Below are 18,899 nucleotides of genomic sequence, written 5' to 3' on the forward strand. Positions count from 1 at the left end.
CATATGAATATTCTCGTCATCGAAGATGAACCCAAGGCGCGTGAATATATGCGCACCGGCCTGACCGAATCCGGTTATGTGGTGGACGTGGCGTCGGGCGGCGTGGATGGCCTGCATATGGCACTGGAAAGCCATTATGACCTGATCCTGCTGGATGTGATGATGCCGGGAATGGACGGCTGGTCGGTCATGGAGATGATGGACAGGCGGATTGATACCCCGGTAATCTTCCTGACCGCCAAAGGCACCCTGGAAGACAAACTCAAAGGGCTGGAGCTGGGGGCGGACGACTACCTGGTGAAGCCCTTCTCCTTTGCCGAACTGCTGGCGCGTATTCGCATCGCCTTACGGCGCGGGGGGCAGGTAAAGCAGGATGAGGTGCTAGCCGTGGGGGATTTGCAAATGGATGTGGCCAAACGCCGCGTGGTGCGCAACGGTACCCGCGTTGACCTGACCAACAAGGAATTTAATCTGCTGCATCTGTTTATGCTGAGTCCGGGGCAGGTGCTGACCCGTTCGCTGATTGCATCCAGGGTATGGGATATGAACTTTGACAGCGATACCAACGTGGTGGATGTCGCGGTGCGTCGTCTGCGGCAAAAGATAGACGAGCCGTTCGGCAAACCGTTGATCCATACCGTGCATGGGGTAGGTTACCGCTGTGAAGACGAAGCATGAAAAGCCTCTCGCTCACGTCCCGCCTGTCGTTGATCCTGGCCGCGTTGGTCATGCTGGTGATGGCGACGGTCGGTTACGCGCTGTACCGTACCCTCGAGGAACAGCTGATTATCCGTGACGATGGGGCGTTGATTACCCGCGTCGAGCAGATCCGCACCTTGTTGCTCAATGAAGACGTCATGACGCTTATCCGTGAGAAGCCGGGCCTGTTTGCCAATATGCTTGGTAATACGGAGTCTTTGTTGGTGTTGCGAATCCCCGGCCGGGCGCCCCTGATCGAAGTGAATCCCGGCCATTCGCCGATCCCGCAGATTAACGCCGTGGCGGCCGACGCGCCCCTGAGCCTGGCCTCGGTGCACCACGCCATAACCGCCGGCGGCATTCCTTTTATCTCGGCGTCCGCCCTGGCAACAATTTCCGTTGCGCCTTATGAGGTTACCATTACCACCGGCCGCCTGATGACCGAACGCACCCGTACCCTGGCCATGTATCGCCACCAGATTATCCTGGTGGCGTCGGGGGCGACGGTGCTTACCGCGCTCCTGGCCTGGTTTTTCACCCGCCGGGGGCTAAAGCCGTTGCGCCGCCTGGCCGATGAGACGGCGTCTATAGATATTCGCTTGCTGTCCCGGCGCATCGGCCTTAAACGCGCGCCGCCCGAGCTGCGGCAACTTATCGATGCGTTTAATACCATGCTGGACCGGCTGGAAACCAGCTTTCGCCAGCTTAGCCAGGTATCAGCCGATATGGCCCATGATTTAAGGACACCCATCGGTATCCTGCTCGGGCAAACGGAAGTCGCGATGCGGCATAAGCGCGGCAATGATTATTATGAAAACCTATTGGGCTCAAACTTCGAGGAGTTGTTGCGTCTGTCAAAAATGATCGACAACATGCTGTTCCTGGCCCGCGCCGAAGATGCGGGGCATGCGATCCAGCGCGCGCAGTTATCGGTGGCGGTCGAATTTCAGCGGCTGGCGGACTATTTTGAAGGACCGGCCGAAGAACGCGGCCTGACTTTGGTATGCGACCATGACGGCGGCGTTTGGGCCGATGCCGAACTGCTGCGCCGCGCCCTGGCCAATTTACTGGCCAACGCGGTACGTTATGCCGACCCCGGCACCACCATCGTATTACAGGCCGAACAGCAGCCGGAAGGGACGCTGATCGGTGTGGAAAATTCCGGCCCCACTATCGCGCCTGAACAGCTTGAGCGCGTATTTGACCGTTTCTACCGCGCCGATGCGTCGCGCATCGGCGCCTCGAACGCCACCGGCCTGGGATTGTCCATTGTCCGCAGCATCATGGTGCTGCACCAGGGACGATGGGATGCAACGAGCGGTAATCACCGTACCCGCTTCAGCCTGTTTTTCCCGGCGAAAAGACCCGGTGGACCATGATAATGGCCATTCCCGTTGTCAAAAAACGGCATAATTTTAACGGTTGGTGTGGTCAGGGTATATTTTCAGAAAAAGTGGCGTATCCAAAAAGGATATTTGATAATTAGTCAAATATGAAAACGACTCTTGATGAAATGCAGGCGTTTATCGCGGTAGTGGACTGCGGTTCCATCACCGCCGCCGCCGTGCGGCTGGACCAGACCATCTCGGCCACCAGCCGCACCCTCGGCCGGCTGGAGGAGAAACTGCAAACCACGCTGCTCAGGCGCACCACGCGCCGATTGGAGCTGACCGAGGAGGGCAAGGCCTTCCTGGAACGCGCCCGGCCTATTCTGGCCGCGGTCGAGGAGACCGAGGAACTTATGTCCAGGCGGCGCAACCAGCCGTCCGGCTTGTTGCGGGTGGATGCCGCATCGCCGTTTATGCTGCATGCGATCGTGCCCCTGATCGCGGGCTTTAGGGAGCGATTCCCGCAGGTGGAGCTTGAGCTGAACAGCAACGAAGGCATCATCGACCTGCTGGAAAAACGCACCGATCTGGCAATACGCATCGGGCACCTGAAAGATTCTACGTTGCATGCCAGGCTTATCGGCAATAGCCGCATCCGCGTACTTGCCGGCCCCGCTTACCTGGCCGCGCGCGGCACGCCGGAAAATGTGGCGGACTTATCCCGCCATGCGCTGCTGGGTTTTAACCAGCCCGAAGCGCTTAACGAATGGCCGCTGCTGGATGAGAACGGACTGCCGCTGCATATCCAGCCGGCCATCCGCTCGTCCAGCGGCGAAACGTTGCGGCAGCTGGCGCTGAATGGCGCCGGTATAACCTGCCTGTCGGATTTTATGACGCGCGCGGATCGCCGGGATGGGCGATTGTGTGAGTTGCTGCAGCGGCATACGCAGGATGTCCGCCAGCCGATTAATGCGGTTTACTACCGCAATACGGCGCTGTCTTCGCGCATCCAATCCTTTATTGATTACCTGGTTGAAGCCATTGGCGCCCGGGGATTTGATTGACCGGGGAGCGGCGATTTTTCGCGCCCGCCATCCGGCCATTGACAGGGAGGAATGCTATTCTGCGCGGGACCGGATTATGCAGCGTTCAACTGCCGGGAACGAGCGAATCGGGGACGGCAATACCGGCATTAACCAGCTATAGGATTAGCTGAACAGGCCGAGATGTTCGATCAGGATATTGCAGCCGATGCCGATCAGCACCACGCCGCCCAGGATTTCGGCCCATTTGCCCATTACCGGGCCCAGGAAGCGGCCGAGCAGCACCCCGGATGAAGCCATTACCAGCGTCGCCGTGCCGATGGCCAACGCCGTGGTCAGGATATTGACCTGCAGGAAGGCCAGGCCAACCCCTACCGCCATGGCATCCAGGCTGGTGGCGATGGCGGTGGTGACCAGAAGCCAGAAGCCATGCTTTCTCCTGGACCGATCGTTTTCCAGCGTTTTTTTGCAGAACCCGTGAATTACCATCCTGCCGCCCAGGATGGCGAGCAGGGTAAAGGCAAGCCAGTGGTCCCAGGCCACGATGTATTTGCTGGCGGTGATGCCCATCATCCAGCCAATGACCGGCGTGATGGCTTCCACCGCGCCGAATATCGCGCCGGTTCTCAACGCTTCTTTCAGCCCCGGGCGTTCGAGCGTCGCCCCTTTACCAATAGACGCGGCAAAAGCGTCCATCGACATGGCGAAAGCAAGGATCATCGTGGCGTACATATTCATTATTATTTATTACCGGGTGTTGCCAGGTATCGATCCTGCCGCTGTTCATCCCGCGCGGCGGGCGTATACCGGTTACTCAGGGAAAGAGGGAATAATACAGCGTTATAAAGAGAAAAAAAAGACAATAAAAACATGGGATTAAGTATAGCCCTGGCTATATTTCATAGCCAGGGCTGTTTAGCGGCCTAAAATTAATACGCCCGGCGCACAGGCAATAACCTGAGGGTTGAGGCCCGCCGCCGATAAAGCGCTGAACGGAAAGGGACTTCCCTTTAACTCTATTACCTTAGAAATAACAGGGCCATGCCATTAGCCTCGGTAAATATTGAGCCAACGGGAACGGCCCCTTCCCCCGGTAATCGCTGAAGCGGGAAGATTTTTCCTTTCCGCCGGGCATCTATGCATTCAAAGCGACATTTTTTAACCTGGCCGCCGTTCGCTGCGTCGTCCGATCGCCAGCATAATCACCCCGCCGGCCAGCACCGCCAGGGCGCTGTAGGCGATGGCGCCCGGCGCGCCGAGGCCGTCCACCAGCAGGCCGCCCGCCACCGCGCCCAGGGAGATGGCAATCTGGAATGTCGTCACCAGCAGGGCGCCGGCGGTTTCCGCATGATCGGGCGCCGCTTGCGTATTCCAGGTCTGGAAGCTGACCGGCAGCGCGCCGAAGGCAAAACCCCAGGTCGCGGTGGCGGCGAACGCCAGGCTCGCCGCCGAACCAAAGAACAGGAGTAAAAACGCCATGATTGACAGCAGGATCGCCGCCAGCGCAACGGCTATACTGGCGCTGCGTTCGGCGATAAAACCGCCGGCGAGATTGCCGAAAAAACCGCCGATGCCGAAGGCCAGCAGCACCATTGAAATCATGCGCACATCAAACCGCGGTACCTGCTCAAGGAAAGGGCGTACATAGGTAAACCCGGCAAAGTGCCCTGAGATCACGAACATGACGGTAAGCAGGCCGATGCGGATGCCCGGCCGACGCAGCAGCAGGCCGAAAGTGGCGAGGCTCGGCACGTCCCCCGGCGGCAACCGGGGCAGGGTAGCCAGCTGCGCGAGCAATGCGGCGATGCCGATGGCGGCGGCCGCCAGGAACGTGGCGCGCCAACCCATGATATCGCCCAGATAGGCGCCCAGCGCCGGGGCGCAAACCGTGGCCGCCGAGACCCCGGTAAAGATAATCATCATGGCGCGCGGCAGTAGCCGGGCCGGCACCAGGCGCAGGGCGAGGGCGGCCGCCAGCGACCAGACGCCGCCCAGGGCGATGCCGAGCAATACCCGGGCCGCGATCAGCACCCAAATAGTGGCCGCGACGGCGGCCAGCAGGTTCGACAGCACCAGCAGCAGCGACAAACCCCAGACGACCAGGCGGCGGTCAACTTTACCCGTGCCGATCACCACCAGCGGTCCCGCGAGCGCGGCCACCAGCGCCGTCGCCGTTACCGCCTGCCCGGCAGTGCCGTCCGAGATGCCCAGATCGGCGGCAACGGGGGTCAGCAGGCTGGCGGGCAAAAATTCCGCCGTGACCAGGGCAAAGACGCCGAGCGACAGCGACAGCACCGCGCTCCAGGCGGCCACGGTTCGTCCGTTATCGGCGCGGGGCGTAGCGCGGGCAGTAGTGCAGGCAAAGATTTCATCGCCGGTACAGGACTTTTCTGACATGGATTCTCCACGAGATTCTTTTCAAGGGTGGATCCGGATGGTACAGTCGACGGATTGGAACTTCCATGCTAGGAAACCCACAATGCTTGACAATTCGTCCAAATCTGGCGATCCCCTTACCGATATGCTGCAGGGCCTGCGGCTGGACGGGGTTGAATATGGCCGCTGCAAGCTCGCCGCGCCCTGGGCTTTCGTGTTTCCGGCCCGTCAGGACGCCTGCTTTCTGTTCGTGGCGGAGCGCGGCTGCTGGCTGCATACCCCGGCCGGCGAATGGCTGCAGCTGAATGCGGGCGACGCGGTGCTATTGCCGCGCGGCAGCGCGCACGCGCTGGCAAGCGAGCCGGGCGTAACGCCCCAACCCTTTCCCCGCTGGCAGTGCCAGTCCATCACCGGCAATTTTTTCGATTTAAACGCGGGTGAAGAGGGGGAGAGCTGCATGCTGTTTTATGGCTCCATGCGCTTTAACCTTGATAGCCTGCATCCGCTGCTGCGCATGATGCCGGATATGATGCGCGCCAACGAACTGATGCGGAACGAGCCGATGATCGCGCATCTGCTTGAGGCCATGGGCTGCGAGGTGGCGATGAACCGGGTGGGCGCCTGCGGCATGGTAACGCGACTGGCCGATGTCCTGGCCGCCCAGATTATCCGCGCCTGGGTAGAGCACGGCTGCGGAAGCGCGGCCGGATGGATTGCCGCCGTGCGCAACCCGGAAATCGGCCGCGTGCTGGCCGCCATCCATGCGGCTCCCCAGCGTGACTGGTCATTGTCCGAACTGGCCAAGGTCATGGGCGCGTCGCGCTCCGGCTTCGCCAGCAAGTTCGCCGCCATCGTGGGTGAAACCCCCGCCCGTTATGTTGCGCAGGTGCGCATGCATCAGGCGCGGCAGTGGATTATGCGCGACTCCGCGCGCATTTCAGAGGTGGCGCAACGACTGGGCTACGACTCGGAGGCGTCGTTTAGCCGCGCGTTTAAGCGCATTATCGGCACGGCGCCGAGCCATTTCCGCACCGGGGCGAAACAGGAGGCCTGACATCAGCCGCCATGGGTTCACCACGTGGCGGAAGCGGGCAGGCCAAATTGACCTGGTCCGGGGTAGCGGTTAAGCTAAGGGCAAGCGACAATATAGGCGTGGACCGCGGGATCGCCACCGATCCCGATGCTATTGCCTGGAGCAACCCCGCCTATGGATATTCAGCCTTTTACCGTCAATGTCAGCCAATCGGCGCTGGATGATTTAAGCGATCGGCTGTCACGCACCCGTTGGCTTTCTCCCATCGCGGACGCCGGCTGGAGCGAGGGAACCGACATCGGTTTCCTGCGCCGGCTGGTGGCATACCTTTGACTGGCGGGCGCAGGAAGCCCGGCTGAATACCTTGCCGCAGTTCAAGGCACAGGTGGCGGGACAGGAGATTCATTTTGTGCACCAGCGCGGAAACGGGCCCGCGCCGCTGCCGTTGGTGCTGACGCATGGCTGGCCGGGATCCTTTCTCGAAATGCAGGCTATCATCCCTATGCTTACCGACCCGGCGCGTTTTGGCGGCGATGCGCGCGATGCGTTCCACGTGGTGGTGCCCTCGCTGCCCGGCTATGGATTTTCCGCCGCGCCGGCGGCCAAGGGCACCGGATCCTATGAGGTCGCCGGGCTATGGGCCGAACTGATGACGGGCCTGGGCTATCAACGGTTCGGCGCCCAGGGCGGCGATATCGGCGCCGGAGTATCCAGCTGGCTGGCCTGTCGTTATCCCGACAGGATTGCCGGACTGCATCTCAATTTTATCCCGGGATCGTACCGGCCGTCTCCCGCGGCGGCCATTTTGCCGCCATGGAGCGCCCGGAGGCGCTGGCGCGGGAGATACGGGCGTTTTTCAAGCCGCTGCGAGATAAGGGCTAAGCACCCTGGCGTGGATGGGGCGCGGTATCCAGCGGGCTGACCACTAGCCAGGCGCCGCAGCGCATACGCCGGCGAACAGGGCGGCGTCGGGGAAGATTTCCCGGCAACCGGCGTTGATTATTCAGGCCGGCGTCATCCGCGCAGCGGGCATCCTCAGACCAGATGTTCACGCGCCCACTGTTCTACCCCGGTCACGCGTATATGGTGCCGGGCATTGAAGGTTTGGTTAACATCCCATGCCACCCCGATCCCTTTGGCGAACGCCAACCGATATTTGCGCACCCCATCGTCAGGCGCCCGGGCCAGCTCGGCGGCGAGATGCGCGAGGTCCCACGCTACGCGGTGAACTTTGCCACCCAGCACGCTATCAACGATATCTGCCAACTGCGCATAGGTGACGGTATCGCCGGCGGTATACACCACCTGGTTAACGATGCGCGGTGCGGCGAACAGGACCGCCGCGGTCAGGACGCCGATGTCCTCAGGCGTGGTAACGGTGACGGCGTTATCCCAGCTTCCCAGGGCGTGCACGGTATGGTTTGCCCCATCGACGATGCCGAACGATGGCTCGAACAGGTAACTGGTAAAGATACCGGTGGAGACGATGACCCATTCGGTGCGCGTCTGCGCCCGCAGGAGGTGACGCACGTCCAGCTGCTCGTCAAACAGATCCTGGCCGCTGCCTTTGCCGATCAGGTCGTAATCGACGCCGAACTGCCAGGGGAAATAACGCCTTACCCCTGCCTCCAGCACGGCATGGGCAAGTTTAAGCTGTGTACCGCCGCCGGCCGCGAACCCGGTGCAGCACACCACCGTATCGAAGGCCCTGAACCGGTCGGCAAGATCGGCAATGGAATCAACCAGCAGATCGCCCGCCAGCAGCCGCACGCCAAGCGTACGCAATTCCGCAATGTCGCGTTGTTTGCCGGGTTGCCGGCTGGTGATGGATGACGGGCGCAGCAGTACGGTCACCGGGGTGTCGGCGGATAAAGCGGCGTGCCGCGCCAGGCCGCGGATCACCGCCATGCCGAGCTCGCCGGCGCCAATCACCAGGATGGCGTTTGGGGTGTTTTCAGTGTTGACGTTCATGCGTTTCTCCTATGTAGTTGCGTTTAGGTTTGCATCTCTCACGATTGAGAACAAGAAGGCACACCGGTGATACAGGGGTGGAAAATTGGATATGGATGAGATGATTGAACGGTCGCAGGCCGTGTGCGACGCGTTAAGCGACGACGATGACGGGCTAAAGCGCGAGGTGCTGACACATGCCGGCAACCGCTGGTCGCTCGGCATCGTGCATACCCTGGGCGTAGGGGGAAGACTGCGCCATGCGGCAATTGCCAGGCGAATGGAGGGCGTCACACAGCGCATGCTCACCCGATCGCTGCGCCAGCTGGAGCGTGACGGGCTGGTGCTGCGTCATGACTATGTTGAGAAATCCCCGCGGGTGGAATATGAACTTTCGGACCTTGGCAAACGGCTGTTGGCGCAGATGATACCGCTGTGGCTGTGGGTGGTGGACAATGCCGATCAATTCCGTCAGGCGCGGATGGCTTTCGATAATGCGCAGGATAACGCCCGGCCATAAGCAGCCCGCCTGCCGCTCGCCGGTCCGCCCGCTGATATTATGCGCCTGCGCCGGTTTGTATTAGAGTGGATTCAGGCCGCCTCTTGCCAGTGGCGGCGCCCCGGCATAACCAGGAGATCTCACCATGCTGACATCGCATATGCGCATCGCCCGTCCGGTCACCGATCTTGACCGCAGCCGGGAACTGTACTGCTCCGGCCTGGGCATGCGGGTATTGGGCAGTTTCACCGGTCACAACGGCTTTAACGGCGTAATGCTCGGCGCGGCAAATTTGCCCTGGCATTTTGAGTTCACCCTTTGCGAACAGCATCCGGTGATACCGACGCCGACGCCGGAAGATCTGCTGGTGCTGTACCTGCCCGATGAGCCGTTATGGCTGCGGTCGTGCCAGCGCCTGGTGGACGCGGGTTTTGATCGGGTGGTTTCGTTTAATCCCTATTGGGACGCGGCGGGCAGGACCTTTCAGGATCATGACGGCTACCGGCTGGTGCTGCAAAACCGCGCCTGGGGCGATTAATATGGGCCGCCCTGGCGTGTGCGGGCAGGTGACGGCGCTGGCATCCGATTTCTGCGAAGCCGGCGCGAGCGCTGTTGCACCGGGCGGGGGCTAGGCAAGATGTTGCCAGGTAATTTCCATGCCCAGGCCGAGCAGGCCGAGGAAAAAACAGCGGCGAAATACCCGGTGGCTTAACCTGGCACGCAGATAACCGCCGAAAAACATGCCCGCCAGGGCCGGGATCACCGCCAGCAGCGACAGGCCCAACGCGCTGAACGTCAGTAAATCATGCCAGGCCAGGCTTGCCGCCAGGGCCAGGGTAGAGACGGTAAACGACAATCCCAGCGCCTGGATTAAATCATCCCGCTCCAGGGCCAGGGCGTTGAGCCAGGGCACGGCGGGGATGACAAACACGCCGGTGGCCCCGGTCATCAGCCCGGTCACCAGCCCCGCCAATGGCCCAAGCCATTTTTCCGCGGCGGCCGATACCCGCGCCTGCCGGTTAACCAGGCTCACCAGCGCGTAAACCATCAGCAAAATTCCCAGCATCAGCGAGGTCCACCCGGCCATAGGCCCCGCCATCACGCCGGTGCCGTACCAGGTGCCGAGGCATACGGCCAGCAGCATCGGCCACAACCGTCGGCATAGCCTTGCCCAATGCGGACCGCTGAACAGTTGCCATATATTCGTCACCAGCGAAGGGATAATCAGCAGCGCGGCCGCCTGCGCGGGCGGCATGACCACGCCCAGCATGCCCATTGCCACGGTGGGCAGGCCGAGGCCGATCGCGCCCTTTACCGTGCCGGCGGTCAAAAATGTGGCCCCGATTAACAAGGTATACAGCGTCAATGCCATCATGTGACTATTTTCTGAAAGTGTGGGTGACCCTATTTTTGCCGCGCGATGAATGCGCCACAATGCGTATGTTTTTAACCCGGCCTTCGTTATTGCCGAAGGGTACGCGGCGCGTAGCACAAATCGTTTAAGCCGCATGATGCGGGGCGGCAACTTCATGCGTTTGATTCGCGTGATGCAAGGCGGCGATTTCCCAGGTTTAATTGGCGTGCCACGAGGCGGCAATTTTATACGTTAAAGCCGCATGATATGAGGCGGGCAATGCCATGCACTTTGACCTGACTGATTTACGGCTGCTGGTATGGGTGGTTGACACCGGCAGCATTACCGCCGGCGCGGAGAAAGCCTGCCTGTCCCTGTCTTCCGCCAGCGCCCGCATCGCCGGGCTGGAGCAGGAAGCGGGCGTCGGCCTGCTGGACCGGCGCCACCGGGGCGTCACCGTCACGCCGGCGGGACGGGTTATGTACGATCACGCCAAAATTATCCTGCGGCAGACCGCGCATCTGTCGGGTGAGCTAAGCGAATTTACCCAGGGTATAAAAGGCCATGTCCGGCTACTGGCAAATACCGTGGCGCTGGGGCAATTTTTGCCCGGGCCGCTGTGTGATTTTTTGCGTCTGCATCCCGGCGTCGATATCGACCTGGATGAAATGCCCAGTCTGGATATCACCCGCGCGGTGGCGCAGGGCGCGGCGGATATCGGCATCGCGGCGGACCATGCGGACTTCCGCGGGCTGGAGGTCCTGCCGTTCAGGGCCGATCGTTTAGTGCTGGCGACGCCGCGGGAGCATGTGCTGGGACAGCGCAGGCAGGTGAGCTTCAGCGAGGCGCTGGACCATGAGTTTATCGGCCTGCCGGAGGACAGCGCCCTGGCGCGCTATATTGCCGGGCAGGCGAGCCGGACCGGCAAAACCATGCGTATACGGGCCAGGGTCCGTGGCCTGGACAATATTCACCGGATGGTGGCCGGCGGCGCTGGAGTTGCCGTATTGCCCATCGTTATGTCGGTAACCGGGCCGGATAACAGCGGGGTGGCTTTTATCCCGCTTGATGAAACCTGGACCCGGCGTCAACTGATGATGGTGGTACGTTCGCGTGGCGATCTTCCCCCGGCGGCAAAACGGCTGGTGGATTTTCTCACTGCCACGCGCCCGCAGGCGGTTGCCCTGGCCGCAGGGAAATATCGCCGGCAAAACCCTACAGATAATGTTCGATAAAGCTGTCCAGATCGCGAAAATCCGCCAGACGCCGTTGCAGCGTGTCATGATCCCAGTGCCACCACCCGCTGCGCTCTATACGCTCAATCAGCGCGTCGGGAAACCGGCTGCCGATCGGTTTTGCCGGCACGCCGGCGACAATTGCGTAAGGGGCGACATCCTTGGTGACCACCGACGCGGTGCCGATCACCGCGCCGTTGCCGATAGTCACCCCGGGCATGATGGTGGCGTTATGGCCGATCCAGACATCGTGGCCGATGGTGACATGCCTTTCGCGCCGCCAGTCGAAAAACGCCTCGTCGTCGTCGCCCAGCCCGTAGGCCGAGCTGCGATAGGTAAAATGATGCTGGGCGATGCGTTGATAGGTGGGATGATTGCCCGGGTTGATGCGCACATAAGAGGCGATGGAGACAAACTTGCCGATGGTGGCGTAACAAATTTTGTTATGGCCGTCGGTATAGGAGTAATCGCCCATATCCACCTCATCCAGGGTGGTGTCATCGGCCAGATGAACATAATTGCCGAGCCGGGTACTGTTTAATATCACGTTACTGCCGATTCTTGGTTGCGCCTGCGAGGTCATGATCGCTGTTCCTGTGTGGAGAATAACACCTTGGCCGGACGGGCCGCCGTCTGGCTGCATCAGGGCAAGGTCGCCGGATGGGACCGCCGGCTGTCTGTTTCCCGCCACCGTTTCGGCCGGCAGCGGCGCCGGCGGCCAATGGCGGGGTAACGTCCGCCGTCAAAATATTTGCCGCCCCTGCCGCCAGACATTTTTCACATACACATGTCCGCTGTGCCGGTGGGCCAGCACCAGATCCGCGCGCCGGCCTTCGGCGATCAGGCCGCGATCGCCAAGCCCCAGCGCGCGGGCCGGATTGTCGGTCATCAGCCTCACCGCCTGCGGCAGGGTAAACCCGTTGGTCTCATCGGCCGCGACGCGAAACGCGGCATCCAGCAGGCTGGCCGGATAGTAGTCGGAGGAGAGAATATCCAGTACCCCGATCGATGCCAGGTGATGAGCCGCCACGTTGCCGGAGTGCGATGCGCCGCGCACGATATTCGGCGCGCCCATCAGCACCTGCAAGCCCAGATGGTGCGAGGCGCGGGCCGCCGCTTCGGTGGTGGGGAATTCGGCAATGGCGCTGCCCAGCGCGCGCGATTCCTCCACATGCTCCACGGTGGCGTCGTCGTGGCTGGCGAGGGTGATATTGCGCCGGCGGCAATGGGCGGCAATCGCCGCGCGGTTGGGTGCCGACCATTGGCGGGCCAGGGCGGTTTGCTCCCGTTCAAACGCATCCATTTGCCGATCGCTGAGATGGTATTTGCCCTGGGTATATTCGCGGTATTTAACCGGCGAGACAAACTGGCGCTGGCCCGGCGAATGATCCATTAATGACACCAGCGACACCGCCGGCTGGTCCATAAATTGCTCAAATAGCCCGAGGGTGCTGCTATGGGGCAGCTCACAGCGCAGGTGCAGCCGGTGCTCGGCCCGGGTGGCGCCGGTGGCATGGCTGTCGATGATGGCGTCGATCATCTTTTGCAGCGTGCCGGCCCGGTGGCCGCCGTCGCGCACATCGCCGATGGCCACCGCGTCCAGCACGGTGGTGATGCCGTTGGCGACCATCAGCGCGTCATGGCTGCTCATGGCGGAATGGGCCGGCCAGTCCACGTTCGGGCGCGGGGTAAAAAATTTATCCATGTTATCGGTATGCAGTTCGATTAATCCGGGCAGCAGCCAGCCCCCGTCGCCGTCCAGCGCCTGGGGCAGCCGGCTGGCGCCTTCGCCATAACGGTAAATCACGCCGTCCCGCGCCTCAAGCGAGCCGTTTATGATTTCATCTTGCAAAATCAGCTTAACGTTATTGATGATCATCGGGGGTCTTGACCTCGTTGGGCGGTTGCATATCGTAAAGCCTGTCTGCCACCCGCTGGCGGATGGCGTCATCATGGAAAATGCCGACAATGGCGGCGCCGCGCTGCTTGGCCTGCTCGATCAGGGCGACCACCGCCGAACCGTTGCGGCCGTCGAGCGACGCGGTGGGTTCATCAAGCAGCAGCACCGGGTAATCATTGATAAAACCGCGCGCAATATTGACCCGCTGCTGCTCGCCGCCGGAAAAGGTGGAGGGCGCCAGGTGCCATAACCGCCGGGGCACGTTCAGCCGGTCGAGCATTTCCTCGGCGCGGGCCAGACACTGCCTGCGCTCGACGCCCAGCTCCAGCAACGGCTGCATTACCAGGTCCAGGGCGCTGATGCGGGGGATCACCCGCAAAAACTGGCTGACCCACCCGACGGTGTGGCGGCGTACCGTCAGGATCTGGCGCGCCTCGGCCTGGACCATATCCAGCCATCCCCCTTGATGCTGTATCCAGATATGGCCCTGGTCGGGCAGGTAATTGGCGTACAGCGAGCGCAACAGCGTGGACTTGCCGCTGCCGGAATGGCCGTGCAGCACCACGCATTCCCCGCCCCTGACCGTCAGGTTGGCGTCGCGCAATACCGGCAGGCGCACGCCGTTTTGCTGATGCAGCACAAAGGTTTTACTGAGATGCTCGACCCGCAATTGCGTATTCATCTGATTGTTCCACATGGAATAGTTTTGCCTCCGTCTCAGGACAAGACCGAAGAGACCAGTAGCTGGGTATAGGGATGATGGGGATCGTCCAGCACCCGATCGGTCAGTCCGCTCTCCACCACCCGTCCTTCTTTCATCACCAGCAGGCGATGGGCCAGCAGCCTGGCCACGCCGAGGTCGTGCGTCACGATCACCGCCGCCAACTGCATCTCCACCACCAGGTTGCGCAGCAGGTCGAGCAGCCGCGCCTGCACCGACACATCCAGCCCGCCGGTCGGTTCATCCATGAATACCAGCCGGGGATGGGTGACCAGGTTACGGGCGATTTGCAGCCGTTGCTGCATGCCGCCGGAAAAGGTGGTGGGGAAATCATCAATGCGCGATGCCGGGATTTCGACATCCTCCAGCCAGCGGCCCGCCTGTTGCCGAATCTCGCCATAGTGACGCTGGCCGATAGCCATCAGGCGTTCGCCGATATTGCCGCCGGCGGAGACGCGCGGGCGCAGCCCGTCAAGGGGATGCTGATGCACCACGCCCCATTCGGTGCGCAGCAGGCGACGCCGATCGCTTTCCGCCATGGCGTAGAGATCGCGCCCCGGCGCCCCCGGCGGGCAATAGATTATCCTGCCCTGCTGGGGAGTGAGCCGGGCGGAAATGGCTTTCAGCAATGTGGTCTTGCCCGACCCGGATTCGCCGACGATACCGACCACCTCGCCGGGATAGAGCGTAAACGAGACATCGCCGAATCCTTTACCCGGAGCGTAAAGGTGCGTGAGGTTTTCAACCGACAGCAGTGGCGCCGGGGAAAGCAGTGCGGAGTTCATAGCGGTTTCCCCGGGTGCTGTTGCGCCAGCTGTTGCTGGCAAAAATCGGTATCGGAGCAGATAAACATGCGATTGCCCACATCGTCGAGCACCACCTCGTCCAGGTAGCTGGCGCGCGATCCGCACAGCGCGCAGGGCTGCTCCCAGCGCTGCACGCTGAAGGGATGATCGTCGAAATCCAGGCTCCGCACCTTGGTAAAGGGCGGCAGGGCGTAAATACGTTTTTCACGTCCGGCGCCAAACAGCTGCAACGCCGGCATCATATGCATTTTGGGATTATCGAACTTGGGGATCGGCGACGGATCCATTACATAACGATCGTTGACTTTCACCGGGTAGGCGTAGGTGGTGGCGATATGGCCGTAACGGGCGATATCCTCATATAGCTTTACCTGCATTACGCCATATTCTTCCAGCGCGTGCATCTTGCGGGTCTCGGTTTCGCGTGGCTCGATAAAGCGCAGCGGCTCGGGGATCGGCACCTGGTAGATCAGGATCTGATCCGCCGCCAGAGGCGTCTCCGGGATGCGGTGCCGGGTCTGGATTAGCGTCGCCAGGGTCGTCCGCTCGGTGGTGGCCACGCCCGCCACCCGCTGGAAAAACCGGCGGATCGATACCGCGTTGGTGGTGTCGTCCGCGCCCTGGTCGATGACCTTCAGCACATCGGTCCGGCCGATAATGCTGGCGGTCAGCTGTACGCCGCCGGTACCCCAGCCATAGGGCATCGGCATTTCGCGCCCGCCGAAGGGCACCTGGTAGCCGGGTATGGCCACCGCCTTGAGGATGGCGCGACGGATCATGCGCTTGGTCTGTTCGTCGAGATAACCCGGGTTATAGCCGGCCAATGTTTCACTCATCATGGTTCTCCGATCCGATGGCCGCGGCCTGGGCAAATTCCCGGCGCAGCCGTTTCAGCAGTTCGAGCTCGGCCTGGAAATCGACGTAGTGCGGCAGCTTGAGATGGGACACAAACCCCGCCGCCTCCACGTTATCGGCATGGGCCAGCACGAACTCCTCGTCCTGGGCCGGGCTGTCGACGCTCTCGCCGTGTTCGCCGCATTGCAGCGCCCGATCGACCAGCGACATTGACATCGCCTTGCGTTCGGCGCGGCCGAAAACCAGCCCGTAGCCGCGGGTAAAATGGGGCGGCCGGTCCGCGGGATCGACAAAACCGTTGACCATTTCACATTCGGTCAGCAGTATTTCGCCGATATCAAGGGCAAAACCCAGCTCTTCCGGCACTATGGCGACGGTCGCGTAACCGCTGCGGATCTCGCCGGCAAAAGGATGGGTGCGGCCATAGCCGCGCTGGCCCGAGTAACTTAACGCCAGCAGGAACCCCTCGTCGCCGCGCGCCAGTTGCTGCAGACGGGCGGAACGCGAACAGGGATAGGTGGGCGGACGGCGGGTAATATCGTCCGGTATGGCGCCGTCGTCCCGTTCCGCCGGCGCCAGCTGCTGTTGGGCGAGCAGTTCGAACACATGGCCGCACGACTCCGGCAACGGGTCGTCGGCGCGTGGCGCGACCGGGGCCTGCATGCCCTCCGCCAGCAGGGCAAAGTCCAGCAACCGGTGGGTATAGTCATAGGTGGGGCCCAGCACCTGGCCGCCGGGCAGATCTTTATACACCGCCGAAATGCGACGCTCCAGGCGCATATTTTCCGTGGCGAGAGGTTCACTTACCGCCAGGCGCGGCAGGGTAGTGCGGTAAGCGCGCAGCAGGAATATCGCCTCGACCAGATCGCCGCCGGCCTGTTTTATGGCAAGCGCCGCCAACTGCCTGTCGTAGATGCCGCCCTCGGTCATCACCCGATCCACCGCCAGGCCGAGCTGTTGATCGATTTGCTCACAGCCGATCGCCGGGATCGCGGCGTCGCCACGGCGCAGGTGTTCTTGTAATTGATGGGCGGCATCAATCGCCTTTTCACCGCCTTTCACCGCAACATACATCAGCACACCTCTACATGAGTGGTTCGGGGAATCGCCATCAGGCCGTCGTCGCAGGCCAGCAGGAAATCGAGGCCGAGCGGGAAACGCTGCGGACGATCGAGCAGATAAGCCAGCAACGGCGCCGGCAACACCGGGGCGACCCGGCGCTGATGTTCGATGCCCGGGCCGCTCAGGCGCAGCGGCGCGCCTCCGGACAGGCTATCGATTTGCACCAATACCGTCGCGCCGAGCTCCGGCGAAATTTCGCTGCCATATGGCAACGCCTGGAGCTGCGCGGCGCTAAGCCGGCTATCGAGCAGGGCAAGGCAGGCAGCCTGCGGGCGTTCGGCCAGCGGCGCGCCGGTATGGAAACGCAGGCTGTTCAACAAGGTGTCGCCGTCCAGCGCCTGGCAAAGATAGAGCGGGGTTTCGCCATCGGCCAGCGTCAGCAGCACGGCGGTCGCCGCCCGCCCGAGCTGGTCCCACGCGTCGTTGCCCGACAGCGTTACCTCGGCGCCGGGTTCGCTTAATGCCTTGAGGATTAGGCGGAAGGCACGCTGGGACTGGTGAACCGGCTCGGTAAATCCCGGCAGTAACGTCATCAGTTATCCCCCCGCACCAGGGTAAAGAAATCCACCCGGCTGGCGGCAATTTCCCGCGCCCGTGATTGATGTCGCTCCTGCTGCCGGGCGGCGAGCGGCTCGACTAACTGCTGCTGCAGGCGTGCATGGTATTGCGGCTGTTGCAGCAGGGCGTCGGCCAGGGCGCACAGCTCGGCATGGGTTTTGTCGCGTCCGGCCACGTAGCTGTAGCCATAGGTCCCGTCGTCCAGCCGCACTACCGCCCGGGTTATCGTCATATCGCCCAGGACAAAACGGCGGCCGGTGGCGCCCATGCGCGCTATCAGCTGGGTAAGGCCGGTTTCCGGCGCGCGGATAATATGAAAAGGAATATTAAGATCCAGCGCCCGCCACCCGGCCTGTAATTCTCCCGCGGGGCTGGATGCCAGTACCGACATCCAGCGCTGTCTTTGCTGTTGGGTAACCATTCAGTGCTCCATCGTTAGTTCGATCATATCGGCGCGCGCCAGGGTGAAGGAGTATTCCGCCAGCCGGTCGCCATCGCCGCAGGTGTTGAGCGTGCGCACGCACAGCAGCGGGACTTGATTGGCGACCTCCAGCAGTTGGCTTTCCTTGGTCTGGGCGCGCCGGGCGCTGATGCGCGTTTGCCTGCGCGCCAGGCTCTGGCCGAGGCGCGCCTTGATAAATTCATGCAGCGAACCGCTCTCGAACTGCTGCAGGGCGGGCCACCAGTCCAGATCCGGCAGGTAATGATCGATCACGCTGAGCGGCACGCCGTTCACCCGGCGCAGTGTACGTAAGTGAATAACGTTTTCGCCGGTTTGGCATGACAGCGCGCTCGCCACCGGCACGCTGCACGGCCGCAGCACCGCCAGCAGCAGTTCGCTGGTGGGATGGCTGCCCTGATCCAGCAGGTTTTGGCTAAAATGCGCCCGGGCATGCAGCGGATAGTCATAAGGACGCATCAGCACCAGGATGCCGATGCCGTGCCGACGCTGCAGCCAGCCCCGGTCAACCAGCTGATCCACCGCGCGGCGCAGGGTATGGCGGTTAACCTGATAGCGTTCCGCCAGGCGTTGTTCCGAGGGCAGGTATTCGCCGCAGTGATACTGCGTGCGCAGCTCCTGCTCAAGCAGCGCCGCAATATGTTGGTAGAGCGTGGGGTAACTGGTCGGATGTCTAGATAACTGTATCATAATGGAAATCTCCATGGGCGGTGATCACCGGTGCAAAAATAATGGGATAACGCGATGTTGTTGAGGCGCATGATAATTAATCCGCTATGGCATTGCGGTACATGATGCGGGTACAAGATGACAGTTCGGTTAATAAAAGATGACATGAGAATGAATAATATTCGCGCCGGCGCGGCGGATAAAAAATGCCGGAATCAATCTTGTAACGATGCGCCGTGGGTAATGATATATTCATATTGAGATCGGTCGCTGGCAATGACATTAAATCCT

The 18,899-nt window shown here is 61.7% G+C and carries 21 protein-coding genes and 1 pseudogene; 9 read left to right on the forward strand and 13 right to left on the reverse strand.

Features of this window, described 5'->3' with window-relative positions; all coding sequences use genetic code 11:
- Nucleotides 1-3 precede the first annotated feature (3 nt).
- The 3 genes from GRH90_RS13575 (at nucleotide 4) to GRH90_RS13585 (ending at nucleotide 3,091) form a co-directional block, all read left to right on the forward strand.
- Complete coding sequence (locus tag GRH90_RS13575) at nucleotides 4-678, forward strand: heavy metal response regulator transcription factor (RefSeq protein WP_162366493.1); 675 nt, start codon at nucleotides 4-6, stop codon at nucleotides 676-678.
- Complete coding sequence (locus GRH90_RS13580) at nucleotides 675-2,078, forward strand: heavy metal sensor histidine kinase (protein ID WP_162366494.1); 1,404 nt, start codon at nucleotides 675-677, stop codon at nucleotides 2,076-2,078. The genes GRH90_RS13575 and GRH90_RS13580 overlap by 4 nt, the downstream gene beginning before the upstream one ends.
- Nucleotides 2,079-2,191: 113 nt before the next feature.
- Nucleotides 2,192-3,091 (forward strand): LysR family transcriptional regulator, encoded by a 900-nt coding sequence (locus GRH90_RS13585; RefSeq protein ID WP_162366495.1) that lies wholly within the window; start codon nucleotides 2,192-2,194, stop codon nucleotides 3,089-3,091.
- A gap of 144 nt (nucleotides 3,092-3,235) precedes the next feature.
- Here GRH90_RS13585 and mntP read toward each other — a convergent pair whose 3' ends face one another.
- On the reverse strand, nucleotides 3,236-3,808 hold the full coding sequence (mntP, locus tag GRH90_RS13590; protein WP_162366496.1) for a manganese efflux pump MntP: 573 nt from the start codon (nucleotides 3,806-3,808) through the stop codon (nucleotides 3,236-3,238).
- Nucleotides 3,809-4,228: 420 nt separating this feature from the next.
- Nucleotides 4,229-5,467 (reverse strand): MFS transporter, encoded by a 1,239-nt coding sequence (locus tag GRH90_RS13595; protein WP_162366497.1) that lies wholly within the window; start codon nucleotides 5,465-5,467, stop codon nucleotides 4,229-4,231.
- 82 nt (nucleotides 5,468-5,549) lie between these two features.
- Here GRH90_RS13595 and GRH90_RS13600 point away from each other — a divergent pair, with 82 nt between their 5' ends.
- From GRH90_RS13600 to GRH90_RS13605, 3 genes and pseudogenes are all read left to right on the forward strand, one after another.
- Entirely contained in the window at nucleotides 5,550-6,500 is a 951-nt protein-coding gene (locus GRH90_RS13600; RefSeq protein ID WP_162366498.1) for an AraC family transcriptional regulator, read from the forward strand.
- 153 nt (nucleotides 6,501-6,653) lie between these two features.
- Nucleotides 6,654-6,906 (forward strand): annotated as a pseudogene (locus tag GRH90_RS26255) (epoxide hydrolase N-terminal domain-containing protein); the annotation flags it as partial.
- A gap of 21 nt (nucleotides 6,907-6,927) precedes the next feature.
- On the forward strand, nucleotides 6,928-7,401 hold the full coding sequence (locus GRH90_RS13605; RefSeq protein WP_312857190.1) for an alpha/beta fold hydrolase: 474 nt from the start codon (nucleotides 6,928-6,930) through the stop codon (nucleotides 7,399-7,401).
- A gap of 113 nt (nucleotides 7,402-7,514) precedes the next feature.
- Here GRH90_RS13605 and GRH90_RS13610 read toward each other — a convergent pair whose 3' ends face one another.
- Nucleotides 7,515-8,450: an aromatic alcohol reductase gene (locus tag GRH90_RS13610; RefSeq protein WP_162366499.1), complete on the reverse strand. Its 936-nt coding sequence runs from the start codon at nucleotides 8,448-8,450 to the stop codon at nucleotides 7,515-7,517.
- 91 nt (nucleotides 8,451-8,541) lie between these two features.
- Here GRH90_RS13610 and GRH90_RS13615 point away from each other — a divergent pair, with 91 nt between their 5' ends.
- Entirely contained in the window at nucleotides 8,542-8,949 is a 408-nt protein-coding gene (locus GRH90_RS13615; RefSeq protein ID WP_218586245.1) for a winged helix-turn-helix transcriptional regulator, read from the forward strand.
- Between the two features lie 124 nt (nucleotides 8,950-9,073).
- Nucleotides 9,074-9,466, forward strand: a complete 393-nt coding sequence (locus GRH90_RS13620) for a VOC family protein (protein ID WP_162366501.1) — start codon at nucleotides 9,074-9,076, stop codon at nucleotides 9,464-9,466.
- 90 nt (nucleotides 9,467-9,556) lie between these two features.
- Here the strand turns inward: GRH90_RS13620 and GRH90_RS13625 are convergent, their stop codons facing one another.
- A complete protein-coding gene (locus GRH90_RS13625; RefSeq protein WP_162366645.1) occupies nucleotides 9,557-10,300 on the reverse strand; it encodes a sulfite exporter TauE/SafE family protein in 744 nt (247 codons plus the stop codon).
- A 266-nt stretch (nucleotides 10,301-10,566) separates the two neighbouring features.
- Between GRH90_RS13625 and GRH90_RS13630 the strand changes: the two genes are divergently transcribed.
- Nucleotides 10,567-11,517, forward strand: a complete 951-nt coding sequence (locus GRH90_RS13630) for a LysR family transcriptional regulator (RefSeq protein WP_162366502.1) — start codon at nucleotides 10,567-10,569, stop codon at nucleotides 11,515-11,517.
- Here GRH90_RS13630 and GRH90_RS13635 read toward each other — a convergent pair.
- From GRH90_RS13635 to phnF, 9 genes are all read right to left on the reverse strand, one after another.
- Nucleotides 11,498-12,100, reverse strand: a complete 603-nt coding sequence (locus GRH90_RS13635) for a DapH/DapD/GlmU-related protein (protein ID WP_162366503.1) — start codon at nucleotides 12,098-12,100, stop codon at nucleotides 11,498-11,500. The genes GRH90_RS13630 and GRH90_RS13635 overlap by 20 nt on opposite strands.
- 159 nt (nucleotides 12,101-12,259) lie before the next feature.
- Nucleotides 12,260-13,396: an alpha-D-ribose 1-methylphosphonate 5-triphosphate diphosphatase gene (gene phnM / locus GRH90_RS13640; protein ID WP_162366504.1), complete on the reverse strand. Its 1,137-nt coding sequence runs from the start codon at nucleotides 13,394-13,396 to the stop codon at nucleotides 12,260-12,262.
- Nucleotides 13,383-14,099, reverse strand: coding sequence for a phosphonate C-P lyase system protein PhnL (phnL, locus tag GRH90_RS13645; protein WP_162366505.1), 717 nt, complete (start codon nucleotides 14,097-14,099; stop codon nucleotides 13,383-13,385). Before phnL ends, phnM begins: the two co-directional genes overlap by 14 nt.
- Before the next feature lie 35 nt (nucleotides 14,100-14,134).
- Complete coding sequence (phnK, locus tag GRH90_RS13650) at nucleotides 14,135-14,923, reverse strand: phosphonate C-P lyase system protein PhnK (protein ID WP_162366506.1); 789 nt, start codon at nucleotides 14,921-14,923, stop codon at nucleotides 14,135-14,137.
- Nucleotides 14,920-15,780, reverse strand: a complete 861-nt coding sequence (locus GRH90_RS13655) for an alpha-D-ribose 1-methylphosphonate 5-phosphate C-P-lyase PhnJ (RefSeq protein WP_162366507.1) — start codon at nucleotides 15,778-15,780, stop codon at nucleotides 14,920-14,922. Before GRH90_RS13655 ends, phnK begins: the two co-directional genes overlap by 4 nt.
- Entirely contained in the window at nucleotides 15,773-16,873 is a 1,101-nt protein-coding gene (locus tag GRH90_RS13660) for a carbon-phosphorus lyase complex subunit (RefSeq protein ID WP_162366508.1), read from the reverse strand. Before GRH90_RS13660 ends, GRH90_RS13655 begins: the two co-directional genes overlap by 8 nt.
- Nucleotides 16,873-17,454 (reverse strand): phosphonate C-P lyase system protein PhnH, encoded by a 582-nt coding sequence (gene phnH, locus GRH90_RS13665; RefSeq protein WP_162366509.1) that lies wholly within the window; start codon nucleotides 17,452-17,454, stop codon nucleotides 16,873-16,875. The genes GRH90_RS13660 and phnH overlap by 1 nt, the downstream gene beginning before the upstream one ends.
- Entirely contained in the window at nucleotides 17,454-17,900 is a 447-nt protein-coding gene (phnG, locus tag GRH90_RS13670) for a phosphonate C-P lyase system protein PhnG (protein WP_162366510.1), read from the reverse strand. The genes phnH and phnG overlap by 1 nt, the downstream gene beginning before the upstream one ends.
- Nucleotides 17,901-18,626, reverse strand: coding sequence for a phosphonate metabolism transcriptional regulator PhnF (gene phnF, locus GRH90_RS13675; protein ID WP_312857191.1), 726 nt, complete (start codon nucleotides 18,624-18,626; stop codon nucleotides 17,901-17,903). It abuts the gene before it with no gap.
- Nucleotides 18,627-18,899: the final 273 nt, after the last annotated feature.

It is taken from the genome of Acerihabitans arboris, assembly GCF_010131535.1.
Lineage (GTDB): Bacteria > Pseudomonadota > Gammaproteobacteria > Enterobacterales > Enterobacteriaceae > Acerihabitans > Acerihabitans arboris.